Origin of the sequence: Rhizobium brockwellii (assembly GCF_000769405.2) — a bacterium.
GTDB lineage: Bacteria > Pseudomonadota > Alphaproteobacteria > Rhizobiales > Rhizobiaceae > Rhizobium > Rhizobium brockwellii.
Genome location: NZ_CP053440.1, coordinates 852,419 through 875,446, shown reverse-complemented (window position 1 = coordinate 875,446; position 23,028 = coordinate 852,419). Strand labels below are relative to the sequence as shown.

Sequence of the window (23,028 nt, the reverse complement as noted above, 5' to 3'; positions counted from 1 at the left end):
TCGCCGAATGACGAAAAATACCGCGCCAGGCACGTAGATTTTCTCAAGTTTTTATGTAAAAACATTGAGTTAGCTGCGTCCTCGAAGGCGCGGCCTCAATTCGTGACGGAAAAAGTGGAACGCAAAGTCAATCTCAAGGATGTCGCGCGCGATGCTGACGTGTCGCTAAGCACGGCCTCGCACGCGCTCAACGGAACCGCGCCGCTGACGATCGAGGTGCGCGAAAGGGTTCTGGATTCGGCAAAACGCCTGGGTTACCTCGATCGCCGGAGGAAGAAGGCGACGATCGCGACCTTGCGCGTCCTGCTTCTTGCCATTCCCGACGATGCCGCGCCCGAGAGCGACCTCAATCTGGTGAGCTGGACGATCCTCAACGGTCTTCGCAGGGAGTGTGAACGCCGCGGCATCAGGATCGTACCCTTCGTCAGCACCGGCCGGCGCATTGACGGCGCTCAGGTCAGGCAGATCGCGCTGTCGGAACGTGCCGACGGCATCGTGGTTCTGAACGACGATCAGCCGGAACTGATCCGAAGCCTCGCCTCGCCCGATATGCCTGTTGTCATCGTCAATGGCGAAGACCCCGCCATGCTGGTCGATACGGTCACCCCGGAAAACCGCTTCGGGGCGCGGCTCGGCATCGAGCACCTACTGGCGCTTGGGCATCGCCGTATCCTGCACCTGACCTGGAAGGGCCGCACGACGATCCAACGCCGATATGACGGCTTCTCCGATGCTTACTTCGCCGCGCAGCTACCGGTGCCGGATGGCATGATCGTCGAGGCCGAGGGATATGAGCCGAGGCACGGCGAGGCAGCCATCAACGCGCTGCTCGACCGCGATCCCACGATGAAAGGCGCGACCGCCGTCTTCTGCGCCGCCGACAATCTGGCGCTCGGCTGCCTGAAGGCATTGGCCGATCGCGACATCCGCGTGCCGGAAGCGATATCGGTGCTGGGATTCGACGACATCGTCCCCGGCGAATTCAGCCGCCCGCCACTTTCGACGGTCAGCGTTCCCACAGACAGGCTCGGCGCTGCCGCTTTGGCGCTCATCGAACAGAGGCTGATCGCCAACGATTCGCAGCGGCCGGCCCATCGCCTGGAACTCGGATGCCATCTCGTGCTGCGCGGCAGTATCGCGGCGCCGCGCTCCTAGAGCAAGATGCGAAAAGTGTAGGCGGTTTTCGGACGACATCTGGCCGAGCCGGCCTAAAATCTACTTCCTGTTCTAGCGCAAGCGCTCGGCCTGCAGGCGCGTATCGCGCGGGCTTTCTCCAAAGGCGCTGCGGTAGACGATAGAGAACCTGCCGGCATGAGAAAAACCCCACATCGCGCAGATTTCGCGGACGGATCGCTGATTCATCGGGTCCCGCAGTTGGTCTCGGGCTGCTTGCAGCCTGATCGTGCGCAAGTAACCGCCCGGTGAAATTCCCCGGAAGGCCCTAAAACCCGTTTGCAGCGCGCGAAGTGAAACACCGACACCATCGGCAACCATCGTCATGGTGAGGGGCTCTGCGATATTGGCGTGCATATAGTCGATAGCACGCCGGACATGCCACGGCGCGACCAAACACACTTTCTGTTTTTCCAAATGGTCGGAAAGACGGTGGCGGCCAAAACGGATCACGAGGTTAGCAAGCGTTTCGCTCATCGCCGCCAAGGCCAGAGGTGAAGACAGAAGTGGACCGCCATTGCGCATGCCCTGCACGATCGTCTGCACCAGGCTGCTGATAAGCTGGCCCGACGGCGTTGCGAGATCCACAACCGGCTCAAGGTCAAGCGAGTCGAGGATCGGCATTTCCACCAGTGAAACGAGCATTCGCCTCACAACTTTCCAGTCCAGAAAGAGGGCGTCCGAGCAGTGCGGGCCGCCTTGGATGAGACGATCGCCAGCCTCGTGGTTGTTGGCCATGAGGAGACGACCTGGCCCACTTTCAACCACCGTCTTTCCAATGGACAGCCGGAAGGATCCCGAGTGCGGAATGTAAAACGCAAGGTGTTGCGGCGTCTCATCGAGCGTCCGGATTGTCCAGGAACTCTGGTAAACCGAATGAAGCACCGTAAATGCCTCACTTGTTCGCAAGTCCGCGGCCCAGGCAAAGGCCCGATCGTTGCTCAGCGGCTTGGCGCCAAACACCCCGTAGCCCGCCGAATAGGCTCGAACCATCGACTCGAAGTCAGTGCCTTCATGCGTTGGCGCAAACCCGTATGCCTCACGCTCGGGAGCACGCGCCGTATTTTCGGATCTCAACGATATCTGCAACTTGGTTGTTTCCCTTTCCACACCCCGACCGGCTAACCGCCTCAAGCGCTCCATCTCGTTTGAGATCGCCGCAACGCCAATATCGTACCTTCCAAACGCTCCGACACGATCCCTTTGAAAGGCCGTCGGCCTGACTGGCTTGGCCAATCTCGATGAGGTAAGCAGAGCCGGCAAACCGGGGATCGAATTCCTTGTTTGACAGAAGCAGAATGCCCTCCCAATGTGGTTCACACTCACAGTGTAAATCAAAACGAACCGAAAATGAAGTATGATCCGCTAGACCATGTTGCCGCGCATTTCTTGCGAGACACACAACCGATGCGCGTTGCTTCCCGCAACGAGCGCGACCTGTTGCGGCTGATCTGGAAGTCTCCGGGGATCGAACGCTCCGACCTGACGGAGCCGCTCGATCTCACCCAGCAATCGTTGCACAGGATCGTCGCGCGGCTTCATGAGCGAGGAATGCTCGTCTTTTCCCATTCGGAAACCCGGCGCCCCGGACCGCCCAGTCCGAAGCTGACGCTTCGCAAAGACTGGTGTTTAACCCTGGGCATCTCCGTAAATGTCGGTTCGATCGGCCTTTGCCTCATGGGTTTCGGCGAACCCATGGAAAACATGGAAATTCCACAGGCGGGCTCGTCGCTATCCGATGAAATAGATCGGATCGACGCGGCGGTCGAAGAACTTCTTGCCCGCCGGGGCGCCAAACGGCGTGACGTCCTCGGCGTCGGCCTGGCGGTCTCCGGCCACCGCATGCTGGAGACGGCATTCAATTGCCCCTTGCCGCTCGCTCATTGGTCGTTGATCGACCTGGCACCCTTGCTTGGAGAGCAACTTGGGCTGCCGGTCTGGGCAGACAATGTCGCCAGGACCGCAGCCTTGGCGGAAGCCATTTTCGGCGTTGGCCGCGATGTCGCAGATTTCGCCTATATCGCCCATCTTCATGGCTATGGCGGCGGCCTGGTTTCCGGAGGCATGCCGTTTCGCGGCAATTTCGGCAACGCCGGCGAATTTTCCGTTCTCTTCGGGCGTCAGGACTACGAGGAACGCCCTGCACTCGGCGTCCTGCTTGAACATCTTCGTTCCAAAGGGCGCATGAACTTGACCCTGAGGGACCTGAAGTACGAGGACCTGCTGGACTGGGATGGCGTTGGGGAGTGGGTTGACCGCGTCACGCCGGCCCACAATCGAGCCATCAATGCGATCTGCGCAATATTTGACCCGGCATTGATCGTCCTCGGCGGCGAGCTTCCGCACTCACTCGCGAGGATGCTGATCGAACGGACCGAATTCAACAATCTGCCTCGGCATGGCGTTCTACGCGACGTCCCCAGGCTTGCCGTGGCACAGATAACGGATGGTCCCGGTGCAATCGGCGCGGCCCTGATCCCGCTCTTCGAAACCGTTTTGTGATATGTGTAGGACGCCGTAGCATTCTGAAATCGACGTCAACATAGCCTAAAACGGCCACCCATCAGATCGCGGAGGCCGCCAGCCTCGATGGCAAGCGCTACGCTCGCCGCCACGCATACCGCCCTCAAAATGAGCGACGGCCTTGGGAGTCATGCACAAAGACAACGACCGAAACGCGCCGCATGAACCAGGTTCAATGCGACGCGCCTCAGCCGGGAGGAAGACGTGGTGTGGATTCTTCGGCGATTGCGAGGAGGCCTATCTCCACGCCTCGCCGTTCACTTCATGCCTGTTCCGGCAATGCCCGTGGTGATGTACTTCTGCAGGAACAGGAACACGACGGTGACAGGCAGCAGGCTGAGGAACGTCATCGCCAGGATATAGTGCCACTGCACCGAGAACTCTCCCTGGAATGCATTCAGGCCGACCTGCAGGGTGAAATTCTCGCGGCTGTTGAGGACGATGAGCGGCCAGAGGAAGTCGTTCCATCGCCAGAGCACGGAAAAGATCGCCAGCACCGCGAGAGCCGGCGCCGTCAGCGGCAGGATGATGCGCCAGAAGATGCAGAATTCGCTCGCCGCATCGACGCGCGCCGCCTCTATCAGCTCGTCGGGTATGGTCAGCATATATTGCCGCAGCAGGAAGACGGCCGTCGGAGAGGCGACCGTCGGCAGGATGACGCCCCAGAGATTGTCGGCAAGCCCGACCCCGACGATGACGAGATAGGCCGGCACCATGACTACGGCGAGTGGGATCATCAGCGTCGAAATGATGATGACGAAGACCGTCGTATCACCAGCAAATTTGTATTTCGACAGGGCGAAGGCCGCCATGGCGTTGACGATCAGCGTCAGAAGCGTTGCGACGAAGGTGACGAATACCGAATTCTTGAGGAAGGTCAGGAAGTTGAAGCGCGTCAGCGGATCGGTGTAATTCTGCGTGGCGACCGTCAGCTTCTGCACCGGCGTCATCCCCTTGACGTCGACGCTGACGGGCGGTCCCGGATTTGCGGGGTCGACCATCTGGGCCTTGAGGCCGATGCGGCGGACCATGGCCATTTCACGTTGCTGGCCGTCGACGGTGACCTGCCAGAGGCTGAGCGGCTTGTCGAAGCCGGGCACGGTCTGTTCGACGGCGGCCCGGGGAAGCAGCGTCGGCGGAAACCGGGTGATCTCGGCGGCCGGCTTCAGCGAGGAGAGGCCCGCCCAGAGGACTGGAAGCAACACCACGAAGGTTCCGCCGATCAGCCAGACCCATGACAATATGTCGGTTATATCGATGCGTCCGGCCCGGCGTGTGCGCGTGAAAAAGCTGATCGGGTTCATCTCAGGACTCCATTCGCTTGCCGATGCGCAGCTGTATGAGGGTGAGAACCAGGAGCACCAGCCCCATGAGAACCGATGCCGCGGATGCGAGACCGAAGAGGCGAAGATCGCTGCCGAATGCCATCTGGTAGATATATTGGACGATGAAGCTGTTGGCCGTGCCCGGACCGCCGCCATTGGTCAGCACCCAGGCCTCGTCGAAGATCTGGACGGATTTGATCATCAAAAGGATGAACACGACCAAGAGGTTCGGGGCCAGCAGGGGAAGTGTGATCCTGAACAGCGTGCGGCGTGGCGAGGCGGCATCGATGGAGGCAGCCTCGTAAAGCTCCTTGGGGATGGCCTGGAGGCCGGCGAGCAGAATGAGCGTGTAAAAGCCCATGTGAAACCAGACGGACACCACGACGACGAAGAAGCGCGACCAGCCGACATCGAGCAGGAAGATTTCTGGGGGAACGCCGATCATCTGGAAGAAGGCGTTCAGCAGCCCGTTGCGATCGAGGAACCATTTCCAGATCAGGCCGATGACGACGGGAGACAGCAAGACGGGATAGAAAAACATCGCCCTGAAGAAACCACGCGCGACGATCGCCCGATTGAGGATCAGCGCCGTGATCAGCGCCACCAGCAATGTGGCGACGACATTGAAGGCCACGAACCAGAGCGTGTTCCACACAGCCGTCCAGAACAGCGATTCCTGGCAGGTTCCCGGCTGCAGATAATTGCCGCAGGAAAGCAGCGTCCGGAAATTGTCTAGGCCGACGAAGGGCCGCTCCGAGACGAAGAGATTGGTACCGCCGGTAAAGGCGTAACCGACGGCGATCGCGATCGGAAGGAACGTGAAGATGGCGAACAGAACGAGGTTCGGTGCCAGGAACAGCCATGGCATACGCTTGCGGCCGAAGATGCGCTCGATCACATTTATCGGGGCTTCGACCACTCTCATCGCCGTTTCCCCTGCCTGGGACAGCAATGCACCTGCCTTGAACGCCGCCATGTTCAGCGCCTCCCCTGTCCGGGCCGCCTGGCAAAAGCCAGGCCGCTTTCGGGATCGAACAGATGAACCCGCCCCGGGGCGGCGTCGATCAGGATGTGATCACCGGGCGCCGGCGCGAAATGGCCGGCCTCATGAATGATGATCTGCTCGTCATGGCCTGCAAGGTTGCCGTAGACATAGGTCTCTGTGCCGAGGCCCTCGTGATACTGGACGATGAACGGCAGGCCTTGCTCGCTGGAGCGTGAAAAATGCGCGGGCCGAATGCCGGCGAGAACGGCCTGTCCGACCGCAATGCCGGCGGGATCGACATCGCTGACGACCTTGCCACCATTGCCGACATCGATGACGACGCCGCTTTCCTCGATGCCAGCGACCTTGCCCTTGATGATGTTCATGCGCGGCGAGCCGAGGAAGCCGGCGACGAAGAGATTGCGCGGACTGTCGAACAGGTCCAGGGGCGCTCCGACCTGCTCGACCCGCCCGGCGCGTAGCACGACGATCTTGTCGGCCATCGTCATCGCCTCGACCTGGTCATGCGTGACATAGATCATCGTCGTCTTGATCTCGCGGTGGAGCTTGGTGATCTCGGCGCGGGTCTGGACGCGCAGCGCCGCGTCGAGATTCGACAGCGGCTCGTCGAACAGGAAAATGTCCGGTTCGCGCACGATGGCCCGGCCGATCGCCACGCGTTGGCGCTGGCCGCCCGAAAGCTGCTTCGGGCGCCGGTCCAGATAGGGTTCAATCGCCAGCATCCTGGCAGCTTCGGCAATCCGCGCTTCGATCTCGGCGCGCTTGAACTTCAAATTCTCCAGGCCGAAAGCGAGGTTCTTGCGAACGCTCATATGGGGATAGAGCGCGTAGGACTGGAAGACCATTGCGATCTTGCGCTCTGCCGGCGAGAGCGCGCTGACGTCGCGGCCCCCGATCGCGATTGCGCCCTCCGTGACCTCTTCGAGGCCGGCAATGACGCGCAGCAGGGTCGACTTGCCGCATCCCGACGGACCGACGAAGACGACGAACTCGCCATCCTTGATATCGAGTTCTACGTCATGCAGGACTTTGACCGTGCCATACGACTTGTTGACGTTGGAAAGTTTCAGTTCTGCCATGTCCCACTCCCATCAGGTGCCGCCGTTTCGAAGACGGCGTCGTTTTTGTTCCAGCCTTGCGGCAGCGGTGTCGGCCTCGTGATCCGCACCTCGTTCATCAAGATCCCGGTGACATCAGCCACGTAGACGGCCGGCATTCCTCCCGGATAGTGCTCAAGACCGATCACCCGCCCGTCCGACCCGCGGGTCCAGGCATTGGCGCGGCCGCCGCCATCGGCTGTCGGGGAAAGGTCCGCGTTTGTCGGACGCAGGTCGTAGGACCGCGCCGTGCCGAGCTGCCCGGGCTGCTGATCGATGGCGATGCGCGCCAGCGATGCGTTCCTGATGCCGGCCGACGAGGTCGATATGACGGTGATCGCCCCCTCCATCCGCCCGGTGATGTCCTCGACGATGAGATTGTCGATGGCGCCTGCCGGGCGTTCCGTAACACGGTCGACGACATTGACGGTCAGCGCTTCCCCCGAGCCCCAGAAACCATCGGGGGTCTCGCGGCACTCTACCGCAATTCGTGAGAACCTCACGTTCGATATCCGGCCGCCGTCGCGGGAGAATACGCCGAGCGCCCTGTTGGAAGATGAGACGCTGCAATCCTCGAACACGACATTGGTGACGTCGCCATGCGTTTCCGTGCCGATCTTCAGCGCGCAGCTAAGGCTCTGAACGGAGCATCGACGAACGAGAATGTTTTCGCAACGCCCGATGGCGACACGGTCAGGACCGATGCTCGTCTTCAAGCATATGCCGTCGTCGGCCGTCGATATCCGGCAGTCCTCGATAACGGCGCCGCGGCAGGCATCCAGAACGATACCGTCCGTGTTGGGAAGGCGGCGGTTATTGTCGATGGTCACATTCCTGACCGCGACATCGGTGCAGTTGACGAGGTGCAACGTCCACATCGGCGAGCGGCTGATATGGACGGAGCTGATCTCGATCTCATCGCAGCCCTCGAAAACGACGACACGGGGCCGAAACTCGGCCGGGATGAAGGTTCCCACCGTCTCGTCGTCTCCCACAATGAAGCTGTCACAACCCGCTTCGATGCGACCCGCCCCGGTCAGGCTGATCCGCCGTGCACCGCTCGCGACGATCATGCCGCGGTCCGACTTTTCGGCGATCACCGAAACAGTCGTATGCGCATAGGCCTCGTAATCCGGAACAGGACGCAGGATCGCGCCGGCGGCCAGATGAAGGTCGACGCCGGATTTGAGCTGGAGCCCGCGGCAGACATGGATGCCCGCCATCAGCTCCAAGCGTCCGCCGCCGGAAGCCGAGAGGCCGTCGATGGCCGACTGCAGGCGGACTGTGTCGTCGCTCTGCGCCGGCTCGATCGCGACAAGAGACACGGGGCTCATTGGCGCTCGCCGTTCTCGAGAAAGACTTCGGTCAGGAGCAGCATGGTCAGCGCCTGGCCATAAGGCGTCGGCACGTTGGGGATGCGCCTGTAGAAATCGAGGTCATGACCCATCGGCGTGCCGTCCGAGACGCCGTGGACGACGCCTTCTTCATCGATCTGCGCCAGCACCGCCGCAAGCGCGCGCTCGGCATAGGCCCTGTCGTCCTTGTCGAGAATGCCGGCATCGATGGCCCGCAATATGCCATAGGCAATGCCTGCCGTGGCCGAGGTTTCCAGCGGCGAAGACGGGTCGTCCAGAAGCGTCGTGAACATGCCGTCCGGCCGCTGGTATGCTTTCAAGGAGCGCACCTGGCTGACGAGAACGTTCGACAGGAAACGCCGATCCTTCTCGCCGAGCGTCGGAACGAGGTCGAAGAGCTCGGGGATGGCGACCGTGATCCAGGCATTGCCGCGCGCCCAGAAGGCATTGGCGAAATTGTGCCGCCCGTTGAATGTCCAGCCGTGATACCAGAGCCCACTGACCGGATCGGAAAGGTAGCGGGTGTGGATCACGAATTGATAGACAGCCTCGTCGATCCATTCGCTGCGCTCGCAGAGCACGCCGGCCCGGGCGAGAAACAGGCAGGCCATGAAAAGCGTATCGTCCCACAATTCGCCGTCGTTGAGACGCTCCTTGACGACGTGCTGAAAGCCGCCGTCTTCGGTCTTGGGCAGTTCCTTGACGAGCCATTCGGCCCAGTCCTCGACGAGAGCACGAAAATCGGGACGGTCGACATGCTGAACGAGGATCGCAAGCGGCAGCATCGGCGCCGTGCTGTTGATCTGGCGTGGCGGCAGGCCGCGTTCGATCTGGCCGGCATACCAGGCGACGAGCTCCTGAATCGCTTTCTGATCATTGGTGGAAATGGCGCGCCGTAGGAAGCCGTAGAGACCGACGCCGACTTCCCAGTCCCATTCGTCAAACTGGATTCCGGAGGCGGAATTTCCCGTCACGAGACCTTCCTTGATGCCCCTGAGCCGGCTGAAAGCCGTTGCCACGCGATCGATCGTCGTCAGGAGCGCGGCGTTATCGACAGATGTTGTGTTCATGCTGGAGACCTATGTTTCAGGAGTAGAACGGCCCGTCAGTGCCGGCGCCGGAGGCTGCACTGTCGTGGGTGAGGATCGGGTGCGGCTGATCGTGGGTGAAGGGCCTCGCCTCGCCGCCAATCGAAAGACCGTCGGCATAGGAGAGGTCGATCGCCGGGCCGCCCGGCGGTGTCAGGGAGAGACGTCGAAGCCCGGGATCGAAGGAAACCGTCGTCTGGCATAGGCGCTCGATGAACGCCTTGAAGGCGTCGCCATTGCCGCATCCGACGATACCAGCCCAGCCGCAAAGCGGTCCGTAGGAGCGCGCCTCGCGACCGGCGGTCGGGCCGTCGGTGATCAGCTCCAGGCCATTCGATGCCCAGATGGCGGAAAATCCCCTGCCTGATCGCGCGATGAGCCACTTGTCTTCGATGATGAGATCGTCCAGACCGTCGCGGCCGATATAGGCGTGCGTCCACGCGTGCCGTGCGTCGCTTGTGTCCTCGATCAGCAGGGCGACGTCGCGATGCTGGGCAACGCGCGGCAGGATGCCGTTGCCGGCCCAATAGGACGGTCTTTGGTTGCCCCAGGGATCATCCTCGCCGGGATGGTTGACCCACAGTCTCGCCAGGGGGTGGCCTGCCAGCCGGATGTCGAGGACATGCTGCTGATGCCCCTTCTGGCCGGTCTTGTGATCGACGACCGTCGAAAGCTGCGCCGCCTCGTTTTTGAACAGCACGAGTTTTCCGCTCTCGAGGCCCTGACTGTAACGCGCCTCGACGCTCCTTGCCCGCGACAGCGCCGCAAGCTCGGCCAGATCGGCGGGCGGCTCGTAGCCGCCGGCGCAGAACATGGTCAATGCCGCCACACCATTGTTCAGCCAGCCGGTTCCGAAGGCGACCTGGGCGAAGGGCGCGAGCTCGGTCAGCGGGCCGGCGCGCAACTCCTTGTCGTAAGCGCGGCCCTGCGATCCGGCCGGAACGCCTGCGAGCGTATGAAGGGCGATCATGCGGAAGATGAGATCGATCTGGGCGCGGGCGCGCTCCGATATCGCCGTCTCGGCCCAGCGCTCCAGCGCCAGCAGACCGATGAAGTCGATCGGGTAATAGGCCGCCGAGTTCCACTCCGCCAACCCATGGGCTTCGACGCTGTCGAACCAGCGCCCAAGCCGCTCGCGGCCAAGTTCTGCCTGCTGCCGGCCTGTCCTGCCCGAGGCTGAAAACACCTCGTCGGGCAAAAGAAGTCCGGCCAGCAGCTGGCTCGTATGAAAGCAGAGCACATGGTTCTCGCTCCAGAACCACATCGCGTCGTTGCCCGGCTCGTCCACCCAGTAACGATAGGAGCAGACGGAATGCCGAATGCGATCGACCACGGCATCGGGCATCCGGTCGGCATAGGCGCCGAGCAGCCACAAGAGCGGCACCATGATGAAATCCGAGCAATCCTCCCGCGCATCGATGGAGGCGAGCGTCGCCTCGATAATGCGTTCGAAGCTTTCCTGGTCGTGGTGACCGGTTTCCATCATCGCGATGAGGCGCCCGACGCGGTTGGCGCCGAAGCGGGCGCTGTATTGCAGCGCCTGCCGCTTGCGGGCGGCAAGCGACACCTCTGATGGCAACGGCGAAATGCTGCTCATGAAGGCGGCATCGATGACGCGGGTAACCGAACCCGTGCCGCTGCCGATCGTCATGTGGACGCCGTGATAACCGTCCGCAATGCCGCAGACATCGTCGGCCGTGAGGCTGTTCTGATGGGCGCGCAGCGTCAATCGGGAATGCGCGAGAACGGGCCGCTCATGACCATGGCCGACGACCTTGAGTTCCAACGGCAGGTCGCGTTCGGGCGCCGTTCCGAAGATGATCTCCAGCGGCTGATTGACGAAGACGTCGCGGGCCGGGCGCACGCCGCGGGCAAGGGCTTCCAACTCGCGGACCTCATCCTGGTCCAGCGATACGGGGAGCAGTACGCAGAGCGGCTCGCCGTCCAGCATCTCAAGTTCAAAGAACCACGTCGTGTCGCGCTCGGCGAGGTCTTCGGTATGGACGAGAATCTGGTTGTCGCCGGCTTTAAGCGGCAGGCTGATGTCGGTTGCGCTCTCGACGTTGCGCTTGAAGGGTTCGAAGCGCACTTGCTCCTGTCCATTGACCCATATGCGAACGCCGCCGCAGGTCTTCAGCCTGAGATTGAGCGTTCGCGCGGTCTCCGTCCTGAACGTGCCCTTCAGCCATCGCCTGAGGTGCGTCGGCACGTGCCAGAAGCCGGTGAACTCGACGCGACGGTTCGAGCCGGGAAGATTGAGGCTTTCGGTCGGCCAGGCCGTGTCGGGCAGTAGCGGCCGCCCGACCATGGTTGACCAGAAGGCCTTGCGGCAGGGCAGGTCGCCGACATCGACGAAACCGTTGATGAAACGATAGTTCACGCGGTCTTCGGCCGGCGCGGGTTCACCGGGAAAATAGCTGGCGATGAGGCCGGAAACGGCCCATGCCGTGATCGTCTGGCCCCCGGCCACGCTGTAGGCTGGCGCCGTATCGTCCCGCTGCTTTATGAATTCCGTTTTCACAGACCGCCTCCTCCGCAATCCTATGAAAATATTTTCATTAGGTCTTTGTGCGCGCTACTTTTGCAAATTGCCCAAAAACATCGCTATTGCCGCAGAAAATAGCTTGACGGAACGAATGTCAAGTATATGAAATTCATTTATCGATGGCTGACGCCGCGATTGATGAAAATGTTTTCATGGGAGGATGAAAATGAAAACCTATCTCTCAGGAGCCCTCGCACTGGCGCTGGCTACCGTTTCTTTCGCCTGGGCCGGCGCGGCCATGGCGGAAACCAGGACAATCACCTTTCTGTTCACCGACGACGACCAGGCTTACGTCGAGCGGATGGAAGCGCTCAGCAAGGAATTCGAGGCGGCGCATCCCGACGTCAAAGTCAATTTCGTCTCTTCGGGCTATGATGCGGTCGCCAAGCAGCTGCCGGTGCAGCTTGCGGTCGGCGAAGGCCCTGACATCGCCAAGATCACCGACTGGCAGCTTGCCCCCTACTACCTCGACATGCGTCCCTACATGAAGGACCCGGATGGCTTCGCCAAGTTGCACGGCGACAGCCTGAACACGCTTCGTTTCCCCGGCGTCAACGATCCGCAGTCGATCAACGGCTATATCGCGTCGCAGACCTTCAACCTGCCCTTCGTCAACAAGACGCTGTTCGAACAGGCCGGCGAACCGCTTCCGAAGCCCACCGCTACGCTGAAGGACATTGTCGAAGCCTCGGCGCGCGTCGCCAAGGCGACCGGCGCTCAGATCCCCTTCACGATGGATCGCTCGGGCCATCGCTTCTCCGGCGCGGCATTCTCCTACGGCTCGAACTACGTCAAGGACGGCAAGTTCTTCTTCCCCGACGATGCCGCCAAGCGCTATGTCACGGATCTCTACGGCTGGACGAAGGACGGCGCCTTCCCGAAGGAAATGTGGGGTGCTGCCGGCGGAACCCAGTACAAGAACATGGGTGACGAGTTCGTCAACGGCAACGTCGTGACCTATCTCGCCGGCAACTGGATGGTCAATCCGTTCCAGAAGAAGATCGGCGACGCCTTCGACTGGACGGCGATCAGCGCGCCGTGCGGCGATGCCGGCTGCTATGCGATGCCGGGTGGCACCGCGATCGTTGGCTTCAAGCGCACCAAGTCTCCGGAGGCCGTGGCCGCGTTCATCGAATTCCTCGGCTCTGAAAAGGTCCAGCGTGAAATCGCTGAAAACTACGTCATCCTGACGGGCGCCGACATCAAGGACCCGCAATACAAGCTCGAGAGCAAGAATGCCAAGGAGGCCATGGCCGTCTTCCTCGGAAGCCGCAATAGCGTGCCGCAGGCAGCCCGGGACCTGGAACGTCTCAAGGGATCCTCCGCCATCTATCAGCTCATCGTCCAGAGGATGAGCCAGCTGATCGTCGGCGAACTCTCCCTCGACGAGACCTTCAAGGCAATGAGTGCCGACGTCGACAAGGTCAACGAGGCGCTCGCCGCCAAGTAACCGGTCACGCGTTGTCCAGCACAATGCGCGCATGCCGCAGCCACGGCCTCGCAACAGGGCCGTGGCTTTTCCTTTTCCCATGGACACTTCGACCAGTTTCGAATTGTCGATGGCATGGAGCCGCTGCCGTGGTGTACGGTCGGGCGAATGCCGGCCTTCGCACCCGATGGCGAAGGCATGGTGACATGCGGTTCGCGAGAGGCTATAGGCGTTGTCGGCCTTCGCCGGCTCGCAGGCGCCATGGTCAACTCACATATGCCGGCAACCCGGTTACATCAGGCGACCCAGCGACTGTCTACCGTATAGAGGTGCATTTCCATGCCGATGGGCTCTGAGCATCCGCTGCGAAGGGAACTTCACAACGAGCTCCACGCGCGGCCGTCGCTTTACTTCGATGGCGACACGGATGTGTGGCACGTCGCTATCGTCGGAGAAAATGCCCCTCCTCAGATACCGAATTCCCTGCCGGGACTGGAGGATGTCTCCACGACCCGCGAGGGCAACCACGGCATCGGCCGCATCGGCGACGGCCGGCTGAAGTGGGAGGCGCATACCGAGTTCCTCACCCTGACCTTCGTCGTTCCCGCGTCGGCCGAACCCGGCAGCAATCCGCCGGAAGCCTTTCAGGCCTGCTGCCGCCAGATCGACGGGGAGATCATCGCGGCCGTTCGGGTGCTGGTGCGGGACGAGAAGGACGGGCAGCGTCCGGAAAAACCGAGGCTCGACTATGTCGCCTCTCAGGTCGGCGGCGGCGATGCGGAAGTGCATTCGAACTTCCGGCTGACCGACAGCGGTTTCGTCGAATTTCTGTTCTTCAACCGCAACCTCAATGCCTATCGCACCGGCCGCATGGTCAGGCGTTTCCTGGAGATCGAGACATACCGGATGATGGCGCTGCTGGCGTTGCCGATGGCGCGCGAGACGGTCTCGAAGCTCTCCGTCTTCGATCGGCGCCTCGACCTGCTGATCGCGCATATGCAGAGTGCGATCAAGGTCGACAAGGCACTGCTTTCCGAGGTGACAAGGCTCTCATCGGACGTTCTCAACTTCTCGGCGCTCGCCCGCCACCGCTTCGGCGCGACGAAAGCCTATGCCGAAATTGTCGCGAGCAGAGTGTCGGAGCTTCGCGAGGAACGCGTCGAACAGCGCCAGAGGCTCGGCACCTTTATCGATCGGCGGTTTCAACCAGCCGTCCGCTCGGTCGAAGCCGCCGAACGCCGCCTCGATGAACTGGCCGAACGCGTGAGTCTCGCCGGAGATCTCCTTAGAACCACCGTGCAGGTTCAGCTCGAAGATCAGAACGCGTCGCTGCTGACGTCGATGGAAGAACGGGCGCGCATCCAGGTGCATATCCAGCAGGCGGTCGAAGGCTTCTCCGTCATCGCCATCACCTATTACACCGTCGGCCTGGCGAAGATCTGCCTCGAAAGTATTTCCGAACTGGGTGTCGATCCCCACGTGGCGAAGCTCGCCGTTCTCGGCGCCATCCCGCTCGTGCTCTTTGCCGTCTGGACAGCAGTTCGTCACGTTCGCAAGAGCATTGCCGGCCACTCCGCCGGTCCAGCATCCGGAAGCCACTGAAGCGACGCCAGACATTCGCTCACCGCCGCCCTTTCGAGGCGGCGGCGTTTGCTTGCCTGTATCGGCAGAACGTCAGGATGCCATTGCGTAGTGGCGATGCTCCGACGCCCGGCCGCTGCCCGTCCTGAACCGCCGCAGCAGCTCGGCGAGGCTTTCGGTTTCATGTGTCAGGCTCTGGGCGGCCGCCGTGGTCTCTTCGACCATCGCGGCGTTCTGCTGCGTCACCCTGTCCATCTGGTCGCCGGCAGCCGAGACCTCGCGCAGGCTCGTCGCCTGCTCGCGGGCGGCAACGGCGATCTCGGCCACGGTCGCATTCATGGCGGTGACCTGCTCGACGATCTGTTCGAGCGAGAGGCCGGATTCACCCACCAACTGGACGCCGGTCTTGACCTGCGCCGAGGAGGTTGAGATCAGCTGCTTGATCTCCCTTGCCGCGTTGGCGGAGCGCTGGGCGAGTTCGCGGACTTCCTGGGCGACGACGGCAAAGCCCTTGCCTGCCTCGCCGGCGCGCGCCGCTTCCACGCCGGCATTCAGCGCCAGCAGGTTGGTCTGGAAGGCAATCTCGTCGATGACGCTGATGATGTTGCCGATCTTGGACGATGAATTTTGAATTTCCGTCATCGCATCGATGGCGCGGGCAACGATCTCGCCGCCCTTTTCGGCATTGGTGCGGGCGGTTGCCACAACACCCTGGGCGCGGCTTGCGCCCTCCGCCGTTCCATTGACGCCGCGGGTCACCTCACCCAGCGCCGCGACGGTCTCCTCCAGCGAGGCTGCCTGCTGCTCGGTGCGGCGGGCGAGATCGTTGGAGGCGGTGGAGATTTCCGCAAGGCCGGAGCGGATGGTGCCGACCGCGCGAATGACGGCGTCAACAGCCTCTTCGAGGCTCGCAACCGAATTGTTGAAATGATCCCGGATCCTGACATAGCGATGGTCGACTTCGCCGACGCGGACAGTGAGGTCGCCCTTCGAGAGTGCGTCCAGCCCGACAGAGATCTGGCGGAAGGCATGCTCCATCACCTGCCCGTCGCTGAGCCGCTCGGCCTCCTGGCGCAGCCGCTCTTCTTCGGCCGCCAGGCGGGCGCGTTCGGCATTGGCTTCCGCAATCAGCTTGGCGCGCCCCGTTTCCTGGAAAACCTTCAGCGAACGCGCCATGGCCCCCAGTTCGTGGCGGTGCTCGACGCCCGTGATCACGATTCTTTCCTCGCCGCGGGCAAGCTGCTCCATCGACTGCGCCATGTTACGCACTGCCGAGGAAATCAGCCGGCCGACGAAGTAGGAAAGCACGAGGCCGATGACAATCAGCAGCCCGCTGATGACAAGCGTCGTGCTGGTCGCAGAGGCAACCGTTGCGTCTACCGAACCATCAAGGGTCTTCTGCGCGCCCGTGACGGTGGCCTGCAGGTCCTTGAAGCCGCCTGATATTTTCGGTGCGAGCACGCTGAGCTGCGTCTGGCGGATATTGCCTGAGGCCTGCAAAACGTCCTTCATGTCGCCGAGACGGGCGGTGTAGTTCTGCATGAGCTGGCCGGCGCCCATCAGGCGCTTCTTCTGCAACTCGTTCTTCGCGGCCTTGGCGGCGGCTTCGTTGAGCGTGACCGCTTCGGCCAGTGCCGCCTGCGCGGTGTCATAGGCCGCAAAATCGTTGGAATGCACGAAGCGCTCGGAGAAATAGAGGCTGCGGTTCAAAGCCTCCAGCGTCGCCGCTGTCATCTGCAGCAGGGCCACATCATTCTGGCGCCAGGCGCTGCGGACGACATCGTTGAGCGCAATGCTGGTCCAGGGCCCGAATTCGGTGACCTTGGAAATCAAGGCGTCACGCCTGGCCTGAAGGGAGACGATCTGCTCGAAAGCCTTGCCGTAGGCGGCAATGTCCTGGCGGATCGCCGCAAGGCCGGACTGCAGATCCTTGTCGCCGGCAAAACGCGGGTCGTCGGCGTCGAACGCTTTCACGCCGGCGCGGAAGCGATCGACGACATCCTGCGTCGGCGTGGAGCGGAAGGCTTCCGCCGACATCTGTATCTCGTTCAACTGGTCGCTGTAGTCCGAGATGGCGAGACTTTGACCAGCCGTGGCGCGATAGGACGCGAAGATGGAGGCGAGCCCGTTCATGCCCGAGATCGCGCTGACCGTGAGCAGGCTCATCAACAGGATCAGCGGCACGAAGCCGGAGGTGATCTGCGCGCGAATGCCGAATTTATTCCAGAAATGCAACATCATAGTCCTCTTATGCTCACTGGCTCTTCGGCAGATAGGTGGCAATGTTCTCAGGTGTGACGAGTTCGAAGGGAACGTTGTTTTCGCGCGGCACCTTCTCTTTGCGGATCAGCTTGACGGCGGCATCGACAGCGGCAGCGCCCTGCCCGACGGCGCTCTGGAGAATGGTGACATCGAGATCGCCGGCTACCATCGCGGCGAGCGCGTCGTCGGTCGCGTCGACACCGGCAACGACGACGTCCTTCATCGGGATATTGTTCTTCTTCATGGCGCGGATCGCGCCGAGCGCCATCTCGTCATTATTGGCGATGACCGCGTCGAACTTGACGCCGGCCGACAGCCATTCCTGCATCTGCTGGTCGGCATAATCGCTCGACCAATAGGCCGCCTGCCGCTCAACAATCTGAAGACCCTTGCAATCCGGCGTGGCGATGACGTCGGAGATGTCCTGGGTACGGGCGCGGGCGGCGGCGTGGAAAGGTTCCCCCATCAGCACGGCGACACGGCCTTTGCCTTTAAGGAGCGCGCAGACCTGCTTGGTCTCCAGTGTTCCGGATTCCTTCTCGTTGGAGGCGACCACCACCTGATTGTCAGGCAGGTCCATGAGGTTGGAAGGAACGTTGTTGATGTAGACCAGCGGAATGCCGGCATCTGCCGCCATCTTGGTCATTTGCGGCCCGAGGTCGCCATCGGAGACGGCAAGGATGATCGCGTCGACCTTGTCGGCAATGAGCTTCTGCACCTGCTGCTTCTGGAGCTCCTTGTCGCCATTGGCATTCTCGGTGACGAGTTTGAGGCCGGATATCGTCTGCCCATGCGAGACAACGCCGTTCAGAAGTGCTGTTCTGAATTTGTCGAGACCGGACATCGAAACCCCGATCGTCTGGGCATGGGCAGCAGAGATCGATATCGCCAGGGCGATGGATGCAAGCGTGGCCGTTTTCATGAATTCCCCTGCACAATTCGGATATGAAAACGGTTATTTCAAATTTTGGTTAAATTTTACTTTTCTTCCGGAAGCAAAAGTTAAGCGCGAGGGTATGATCTTGCGGCGGCAGGCGCGCCTTCTTCGGTGGCGATCGACCGGGCTTGAAGCGCATCACAGCAAACTTGATGCGATGCGCTTCAAGTCTTTGTTCTTATGAAGATTAGCGCCCACCAAAGCCGGAGCTGACGGTGATACCCTTGTAGATCACCCTCTGCAGCACGATGGCCAGGATGACGCCGGGCACCATGGAGATCGTCGCACCAGCCATGATGTAATTCCACGCGGTGCCCTGCTGTGTCTGGAACAGGGTCAGCCCGAGCGGCAGCGTGGCCATTTCGACGCCGCTGGTGGCGATCAGCGGCCAGAGGAAGCTCTTCCACTGCGCGATGAAGGTGAACAGCGACAAGAGGCCGATGGCCGGCATGGCAAGCGGAACGATGATCATGACCAGGATACGCAGGCGTGAAGCCCCGTCCATCATCGCCGCCTCGTCGAGATCCTTAGGGATTCCGAGGATGAACTGCCGCAGCAGAAACGTGCCGAAGGAGCTGAAGGCGACCGGCAGGATCATGCCGTGATAGGTGTTGATCCAGCCGAGCTTGCTGACGATGACGAAGAGCGGGATGACCAGCATCACCTGCGGGATCATCAGCGTGCTGAGATAGGTAAGCAGCAGCCCCTCCCGGCCGGGAAACCTCAGGCGGGCGAAGGCGTAGGCAGAAAGGCAGGATACTGCAATCACGATCGCCGTAACGCCGCAGGCGACCACGAAGGAATTCAACAGGAAGGTTCCGAACGGCAGGGAAACCAGGGCTTCGACGAATGTTCCCCAATGATACTCCTCAGGGAAGATGCGGACCGGCACAGCCATCACCTCGGCATTGGAGCGCACCGCGTTCGACACCATCCAGAAGAAGGGGAAGAGAAAAAGCAGCGCGATCAGCGAAAGTGCCGTGTAGCTGACGAAGGTGCCGACGCGCCGCAATATGCGGTGACGATGCTGGGACACGGAATGCGGATGCCGTGAAGTCGGATCAGTCGTCATAATGCACCCATTTGCGCTGCATGTGGAACTGCAGGATGGTGAGCGCCATGATCATGACGAACATCACCCAGGCGAGAGCCGAGGCATAGCCCATCTGGAAATTGGTGAAGCCCTTCTGGTAGATGGCAAAGCCAAGCGTGGCACCGCCTGAGGATTTCATCCTGACGCCGAGATTCGTACGCGGGGAGTCGACCAGGCGGCTGTGAGTGCTTGCCTGAACTTCATCACCGAGGCAACGAGACCGGCCTGTCGCCGTCGAGGCTATCGGCCCAAGCCTGGACCGACTGGTGATCGACGGCATTTCCCTCGTCCACTTCGGCGAGCGCCTCTAGCGTCAAACGCCGGCGCTGTTTCTGCGCAGGCGGCAGCGGAACATGTGTGGCCGGCAAATCGGTCCCCATCGAAGCTTCCCCGTCATCGTTCCCCGATCATACCTACCAACACTGGTCATATGCAAAATCAATCAAGAAACAGCGGCCGGTCGTTCATCCATTGAACGATGAAGAAATTTGTCATACATGTGTGATGAATCGTGAAGTCGGAATGCTGAGGGTTTGGGCGGCATTCGGATCAAAGCCGATGCGGGGGTCAGACGAGGCTATGCAGGTAAAGGATCGCAGCAAAGGCTCCGGGTCGCTGGTCACACAGGTCGGCGAAAGTCTCCGACAAGCCATATTGAGCGGCCAATATTCCGTTGGCGACAAGCTTCCGAGTGAACACGAGTTGACCGAAACACATGGCGTCAGCCGCACCGTCGTGCGCGAGGCCGTGGCCGCACTTCGCTCCGACGGCCTTGTCGAGGTGCGCCAGGGGGCCGGGATTTTCGTACTCGGCGCCGATCCGGCTCTCTCCGCGCGGAAAGTCGACAAGGCCCGCGTCGCCTCCGATCTTGAAGTACTCGAGATCAGAACACCTGTCGAAATCGAAGCGGCAGGCCTCGCGGCCCTGCGCCGCTCGCCAGCACAGGAGGAGGCGATATTCGAATGCCACCGGAAAATCCTTCAATGCATCGAGAGTGATCAATCCATTCGCGATGCGGATCTCGATCTCCATGCCGCGATCGCGGAAGCCACGAACAATCCGCTGTTCAGGCAGTTCCTGGAGTCCCAGGGTTCGGCGATCATCCCGCAGTCGAGGCTCGTCCCGGAATCGAGGACAGCCGAACAGACCGCCTACCGAAAGCTGATCCACAGAGAGCACGAGGCGATCGTCGTCGCCATCTCGGACAGGGACGATCAGGCCGCCCGCAACGCCATGCGCGAGCATCTGGTCGGCAGCCAGGCCAGGTACCGCAACCTGCTGAGAGATCTGCGAAGCTTTACGAGCTGACATCCGATCCAAGAGCTCACACGTTCCAGCCGATCATCAGATGACCATGACGGCCGCGGACATATCGTCTCACGATTTTCTTGTTGGAGCGGCTACCGAAAAGGCTGAACGCTGGCGATGCGCTCGGAAAGAAAAGATATGTCTGCGGCATATGTGTGTGGAAGGGACAGCGCATCCGGCTTAAGAAATGCAGGTGCGCTCATTGCTCCCGCGCTCTGCGACGGGTGGTGCATGAGCGGGATGAGACGGGCTGCCTGCCCATCCGCGACTGAAAGCTAGTTGAAAGCTTCGACGTCATAGGAAAGGGCGGCATCGTGGAGGAGACACGGTCAAGGTGGCGAGACGACGATGCCAGCCAACCACAGGAGGAGATTTCAATGCGTTCTTCACGCAGCCTTTTTCACACCGTCGCTTTTTCGACGCTTCTCGCCGCAGCATCTTTCACTACCAGCGCCGCACATGCGGCCGATAAGATCACCATCATGGTCGGCGGTTATGAGAAGCAGATCTATCTGCCCGCCAAGCTTGCCGAATCGCTCGGATACTTCAAGGACGAGGGTCTCGACGTCGAGCTGCTGAACGAAGCTGCCGGCGTCGATGCCGAAAACCAGCTTCTGGCCGGCGCCGTCCAGGGCGTGGTCGGCTTCTACGACCACTGTGTGGACCTGCAGGCCAAAGGCAAATTCGTCGAATCCATCGTCCAGTTCAGCCAGGCGCCGGGCGAAGTCGAGATGGTTTCGAGCAAACATCCTGACATCAAATCTCCGGCCGACTTCAAAGGTAAGACCCTCGGCGTCACCGGTCTCGGCTCGTCCACCAACTTCCTGACCCTCTTCATGGCCTCGAAGGCTGGCCTGAAGCCCGGTGACGTCGTGACGGTTCCAGTCGGCGCCGGCGGCACCTTCATCGCGGCCATGCAACAGGATCAGATCCAGGCCGGCATGACGACCGAGCCGACGATCTCGCGCATGATCAAGACCGGCGAGGCAAGCGTGCTTGTCGATATGCGCACGGTCGAGTCGACCCGCCAGGCGCTCGGTGGCACCTATCCGGCCGCCTCGCTCTACATGGAAGCCTCCTGGGTCGACGCGCACAAGGAAGAGGCACAGAAGCTCGCCAACGCCTTCGTCAAGACGCTGCGCTACATCAACACGCATTCCGCCGCCGAGATCGCGGACAAGATGCCGAAGGACTTCTACGTCGGCGACAAGGACGGCTACATCAAGGCTCTCGACGACGGCAAGGGCATGTTCACACCGGATGGCGTCATGCCGGAAGACGGTCCGAAGACCGTGCTTGCCGTGCTCTCGGAGTTCTCCAAGAACGTCAAAGGTAAGCAGATCGACCTTTCCAAGACCTACACGACGGAATTCGTCAAGAACGTCAAGTAAGGCGTCGTGTCGCTTCCGGTCCCAACCGGAAGCGACCTCCCGATCGATCCATGGGCATTGCGTGCACGCGCCCAAAGCACGCCTCAGGTATCATCATGCAACATGACAAGAACCAGATCCCGGCGATCGAGCTGATCAACGTCAGCCGCCGCTTCGTCTCACCCACCGGCAAGTCCCTTACGGCCTTGCGCGATTTCAACATGACGGTCGCCCGCGGAGAGTTCGTTGCCGTCGTCGGCCCTACCGGATGCGGCAAATCGACGACGCTCAACCTTGTGACGGGTCTCGCACGCCCGAGTGCCGGTGAAGTCCGGCTGATGGGCGGTCCGATCACCGGCATTGACCGGCGTGTCGGCTTCGTATTCCAGACCGACGCACTCTTTCCCTGGAAGAACGTGATCGACAACGTCATGGCCGGTCCGCTGTTTCGCGGCAAGTCGCGCACTGAGGCGGAAAAGAGCGCGCGCGACTGGCTGGCCCGCGTCGGCCTTTCGAAATTTCTCCATCATTACCCCCACCAGCTTTCTGGCGGCATGCGCAAGCGCGTCTCCCTGGCCCAGACCTTCATCAACGAGCCGGAAATCCTGCTGATGGACGAGCCTTTCTCGGCCCTCGACGTCCAGACCCGCACCGTCATGCATGAAGAGCTCTTGAAACTGTGGGCGGAACGCAAGGCCTCGGTGGTGTTCGTGACCCACGACCTCGAAGAGGCTGTCGCCCTTGCCGACAAGGTCTATGTCCTGACCGCCGGTCCCGCGACGGTAAAGTCGGTCTACACGATCGATCTCCCCCGCCCGCGCGTCGTGTCGGAAATCCGCTACGAGCAGAGCTTCATCGACTACTGCAAGACGATCTGGGAGGACCTCCGCGAGGAAGTGGAGACCAGCTACCGCCGCGCGAGCGAAGCGGCCTGAG

19 protein-coding genes and 1 pseudogene are annotated in these 23,028 nt (G+C 61.4%); 8 read left to right on the top strand and 12 right to left on the bottom strand.

Annotated elements, in window-relative coordinates; translation table 11 throughout:
* Positions 1-114 precede the first annotated feature (114 nt).
* Positions 115-1,155 carry a LacI family DNA-binding transcriptional regulator gene (locus RLCC275e_RS27710; RefSeq protein ID WP_130708003.1) on the top strand — a complete coding sequence of 347 codons (1,041 nt, stop codon included), beginning with the start codon at positions 115-117 and terminating at the stop codon, positions 1,153-1,155.
* 72 nt (positions 1,156-1,227) lie between these two features.
* On the opposite strand, the gene RLCC275e_RS27705 is transcribed toward RLCC275e_RS27710, so the two are convergent.
* Positions 1,228-2,250 (bottom strand): helix-turn-helix transcriptional regulator, encoded by a 1,023-nt coding sequence (locus tag RLCC275e_RS27705; RefSeq protein ID WP_497006842.1) that lies wholly within the window; start codon positions 2,248-2,250, stop codon positions 1,228-1,230.
* Between the two features lie 273 nt (positions 2,251-2,523).
* Here RLCC275e_RS27705 and RLCC275e_RS27700 point away from each other — a divergent pair, with 273 nt between their 5' ends.
* A complete protein-coding gene (locus RLCC275e_RS27700) occupies positions 2,524-3,675 on the top strand; it encodes an ROK family transcriptional regulator (RefSeq protein ID WP_033183315.1) in 1,152 nt (383 codons plus the stop codon).
* Positions 3,676-3,953: 278 nt separating this feature from the next.
* Here the strand turns inward: RLCC275e_RS27700 and RLCC275e_RS27695 are convergent, their stop codons facing one another.
* From RLCC275e_RS27695 to RLCC275e_RS27670, 6 genes are read right to left on the bottom strand one after another with little or no spacing between them, the layout of a single operon-like run.
* The gene (locus RLCC275e_RS27695) at positions 3,954-5,000 is read right to left on the bottom strand and encodes a carbohydrate ABC transporter permease (RefSeq protein ID WP_003562795.1); all 1,047 of its coding nucleotides are present in this window, start codon (positions 4,998-5,000) and stop codon (positions 3,954-3,956) included.
* Position 5,001: 1 nt separating this feature from the next.
* Entirely contained in the window at positions 5,002-5,997 is a 996-nt protein-coding gene (locus tag RLCC275e_RS27690; RefSeq protein ID WP_003562797.1) for a carbohydrate ABC transporter permease, read from the bottom strand.
* A 2-nt stretch (positions 5,998-5,999) separates the two neighbouring features.
* Positions 6,000-7,106 carry an ABC transporter ATP-binding protein gene (locus RLCC275e_RS27685; RefSeq protein WP_003562800.1) on the bottom strand — a complete coding sequence of 369 codons (1,107 nt, stop codon included), beginning with the start codon at positions 7,104-7,106 and terminating at the stop codon, positions 6,000-6,002.
* Positions 7,094-8,458 (bottom strand): polygalacturonase PglB, encoded by a 1,365-nt coding sequence (gene pglB / locus RLCC275e_RS27680; RefSeq protein ID WP_033183316.1) that lies wholly within the window; start codon positions 8,456-8,458, stop codon positions 7,094-7,096. Before pglB ends, RLCC275e_RS27685 begins: the two co-directional genes overlap by 13 nt.
* Positions 8,455-9,549: a beta-galactosidase BglB gene (gene bglB, locus RLCC275e_RS27675; RefSeq protein WP_033183317.1), complete on the bottom strand. Its 1,095-nt coding sequence runs from the start codon at positions 9,547-9,549 to the stop codon at positions 8,455-8,457. The genes pglB and bglB overlap by 4 nt, the downstream gene beginning before the upstream one ends.
* 16 nt (positions 9,550-9,565) lie before the next feature.
* On the bottom strand, positions 9,566-12,088 hold the full coding sequence (locus tag RLCC275e_RS27670; RefSeq protein WP_033183318.1) for a hypothetical protein: 2,523 nt from the start codon (positions 12,086-12,088) through the stop codon (positions 9,566-9,568).
* A gap of 190 nt (positions 12,089-12,278) precedes the next feature.
* On the opposite strand from RLCC275e_RS27670, the gene RLCC275e_RS27665 reads away from it, so the two are divergent.
* Positions 12,279-13,562, top strand: coding sequence for an ABC transporter substrate-binding protein (locus RLCC275e_RS27665; RefSeq protein WP_003562809.1), 1,284 nt, complete (start codon positions 12,279-12,281; stop codon positions 13,560-13,562).
* Between the two features lie 318 nt (positions 13,563-13,880).
* Complete coding sequence (locus RLCC275e_RS27660) at positions 13,881-15,143, top strand: DUF3422 domain-containing protein (protein WP_033183319.1); 1,263 nt, start codon at positions 13,881-13,883, stop codon at positions 15,141-15,143.
* A 72-nt stretch (positions 15,144-15,215) separates the two neighbouring features.
* Here RLCC275e_RS27660 and RLCC275e_RS27655 read toward each other — a convergent pair whose 3' ends face one another.
* Both RLCC275e_RS27655 and RLCC275e_RS27650 read right to left on the bottom strand, forming a co-directional pair.
* Positions 15,216-17,360, bottom strand: coding sequence for a methyl-accepting chemotaxis protein (locus RLCC275e_RS27655; RefSeq protein WP_033183501.1), 2,145 nt, complete (start codon positions 17,358-17,360; stop codon positions 15,216-15,218).
* Between the two features lie 16 nt (positions 17,361-17,376).
* On the bottom strand, positions 17,377-18,306 hold the full coding sequence (locus tag RLCC275e_RS27650; RefSeq protein WP_033183320.1) for a substrate-binding domain-containing protein: 930 nt from the start codon (positions 18,304-18,306) through the stop codon (positions 17,377-17,379).
* Here RLCC275e_RS27650 and RLCC275e_RS27645 point away from each other — a divergent pair.
* Complete coding sequence (locus tag RLCC275e_RS27645; protein ID WP_245483529.1) at positions 18,293-18,505, top strand: hypothetical protein; 213 nt, start codon at positions 18,293-18,295, stop codon at positions 18,503-18,505. The two genes, RLCC275e_RS27650 and RLCC275e_RS27645, sit on opposite strands and share 14 nt — an antisense overlap.
* Positions 18,506-18,508: 3 nt before the next feature.
* Here RLCC275e_RS27645 and RLCC275e_RS27640 read toward each other — a convergent pair whose 3' ends face one another.
* The 3 genes and pseudogenes from RLCC275e_RS27640 to RLCC275e_RS27630 form a co-directional block, all read right to left on the bottom strand.
* Complete coding sequence (locus tag RLCC275e_RS27640) at positions 18,509-19,393, bottom strand: carbohydrate ABC transporter permease (RefSeq protein ID WP_033183321.1); 885 nt, start codon at positions 19,391-19,393, stop codon at positions 18,509-18,511.
* Positions 19,383-19,544 (bottom strand): annotated as a pseudogene (locus RLCC275e_RS27635) (sugar ABC transporter permease); the annotation flags it as partial. The gene RLCC275e_RS27640 and the pseudogene RLCC275e_RS27635, both read right to left, overlap by 11 nt.
* A gap of 73 nt (positions 19,545-19,617) precedes the next feature.
* Positions 19,618-19,794 (bottom strand): hypothetical protein, encoded by a 177-nt coding sequence (locus RLCC275e_RS27630; protein ID WP_003562828.1) that lies wholly within the window; start codon positions 19,792-19,794, stop codon positions 19,618-19,620.
* A gap of 124 nt (positions 19,795-19,918) precedes the next feature.
* Here RLCC275e_RS27630 and RLCC275e_RS27625 point away from each other — a divergent pair, with 124 nt between their 5' ends.
* From RLCC275e_RS27625 to RLCC275e_RS27615, 3 genes are all read left to right on the top strand, one after another.
* A complete protein-coding gene (locus RLCC275e_RS27625; RefSeq protein ID WP_317278720.1) occupies positions 19,919-20,722 on the top strand; it encodes a FadR/GntR family transcriptional regulator in 804 nt (267 codons plus the stop codon).
* 377 nt (positions 20,723-21,099) lie between these two features.
* Positions 21,100-22,113 carry an ABC transporter substrate-binding protein gene (locus tag RLCC275e_RS27620; RefSeq protein ID WP_003562832.1) on the top strand — a complete coding sequence of 338 codons (1,014 nt, stop codon included), beginning with the start codon at positions 21,100-21,102 and terminating at the stop codon, positions 22,111-22,113.
* 95 nt (positions 22,114-22,208) lie between these two features.
* On the top strand, positions 22,209-23,027 hold the full coding sequence (locus tag RLCC275e_RS27615) for an ABC transporter ATP-binding protein (RefSeq protein ID WP_003562834.1): 819 nt from the start codon (positions 22,209-22,211) through the stop codon (positions 23,025-23,027).
* Position 23,028: the final 1 nt, after the last annotated feature.